This is a genomic window from Paraburkholderia sp. EG287B (assembly GCF_040965595.1).
Classification (GTDB): Bacteria; Pseudomonadota; Gammaproteobacteria; order Burkholderiales; family Burkholderiaceae; genus Paraburkholderia.
Window position 1 is genome coordinate 1 of record NZ_JBFRCG010000066.1, and the last position, 1,833, is coordinate 1,833.

Annotated in this window: 1 protein-coding gene; it reads right to left on the minus strand. The window is 61.4% G+C overall.

Features of this window, described 5'->3' with window-relative positions; translation table 11 throughout:
- Positions 1-151 precede the first annotated feature (151 nt).
- A complete protein-coding gene (locus AB4Y40_RS42680; RefSeq protein WP_368692976.1) occupies positions 152-1,801 on the minus strand; it encodes an IS66 family transposase in 1,650 nt (549 codons plus the stop codon).
- Positions 1,802-1,833 lie beyond the last annotated feature (32 nt).

Consider the following 1,833-nt stretch of genomic DNA (forward strand, 5'->3'; position numbering starts at 1 on the left):
GTAAGCGATGAATTCTCCACACCGAATGTAGAATCGTTCGCAACCAGCGGGCGAGCGTAGCTGCATCGCGACGGTCGCGATCGACCGGCGATGTCTGCGTCAGGATGGTGAGCCTGTGCGTCGGGCTGCGTGCTGACGCGCAGCCAGTTTGTCAGTGGGCCTGCGTCTTTTCCCGCTGTTGCTGGGCGTAGCGGAACGGCAGCAAATCAGTCACATCAGCGTCCGGTGCGCGCTGCGGCATTTCGGTGAGTATGTGCATCAGGTAGTCATAGGGATCGACACCACACGCCCTGCACGTCAACATCAAACTGTACACGGTGGCACTCGCCTTCGCGCCATCGGTAGTATCACTAAATAACCAGTTTCGCCTTGCCACGGCAAACGGCCTGACGTCACGTTCGCAAACATTATTATCTACCGGAGCCCGGCCATCAGTCACGTAACGGCTCAGATACTGCCACTGGTTGCGCGTGTACGCGATTGCCTTTCCGAGCAGACTCTGCGGCGCTACATTCGGCGCCAGTTCGTCGAGCCATGCCTTGAAGGCGTCGAGCAGCGGCACACTGTGCTTCTGGCGCAACTCGTATGTGAATTCGGCACGTGTCTTCCCGGCGGGCAGATCGCCTTTGGCCAGCGCCTCGACACGGTATAGTGCCTGGAAGTACTCGAGCGCCTTCGCTACACGGGCGTTCGGCGCCTTCTTTGCACCAGTGGCATCTTTTTTCGCAGCCGCCTTGTCGGCCTTGACGTATAGCCGGCGTGCATGGGCCAGGCAACCGAAGTGCGTAGCCTTCTTCAGGGTGCGCCAGGCGCTATAGCCGTCGGTCATCAGCATACCGCTGTAGTCGCCCAGAAACTTCTTTGGATGTTCCTGGCCGCGCCCTGCCTGGTAGTCGAACAGCACCACCGGTTCGGCACAGTCCTCAGCACCGCGATATATCCACATATAACTTTTGTTCTGTGGAGAACGGCCAGGCTCCTTGAGCACCTGCAGCGTCGTTTCGTCACCGTGGATCAAGGATTGCGAGAGCAGCGTCTTGAGCAGTGCATCGTACAGACGGGTGTAGTAGAGCTCGCTGGGGCGGATGATCCAGTTCGCGAGCGTGCCGCGACTCACGGGAATCTGCCAGCGTGCGAGCACGTTCTGCATCCGGTACAGCGGCATGCCGTCGGCGTACTTTGCGGTCGTGACCGTCGCGATCACCGACGCGTCGGCATGACTGCCCGGAATCGGCTGGACCGGCATGGGCGCAAGCACAACCGGGGTACGTTCGGCATGGCGTTCGCAATGCCGGCAGGCCCATTTGGAGCGCGCGTTCTGCAGGACGGTCCATTTGACTTCGACATGCAGCTGTTCGCTGACGTCCTCGCCGATGCGATGCATCGCATTGCCGCAGCATGGGCAACCTCGCTGGCCCTCCGGCAGATCGTATTCAACACGTTCGCGCTTGAGATAGGCCGGCAGTGGCGTACGGCCCGCCTTGCGTCGTTCAGGCTGACCGGGCGGGGGCAGTCCGGTCTCGGGCAGCGCTGGCTGGACACTTTCGTCGTCTTCGTCGGAGGGTTCGGTCCGGGCGATCTGTTCGGCCTCGTCGAACACACGATCCTTGCTCTTCTCGCTCTTTGGAGCGTAGCGTTCAGCCTGCAGCAGGCGGATCTGCTCCTCGAGTTGCCCGATGCGCTGGTTGAGCTCGCCGATCTGGGCGTCGCGCTGGGCAATGCCCTTTGTCGCGCGCTCTTCGAGATCGCGGATATAGCCCCTGACGGCCTTGGGTACGTGCTTGAGATCGGGTGGATTCATGCGCCCCAGGATAGCGGAGCACGGCGCGCCGC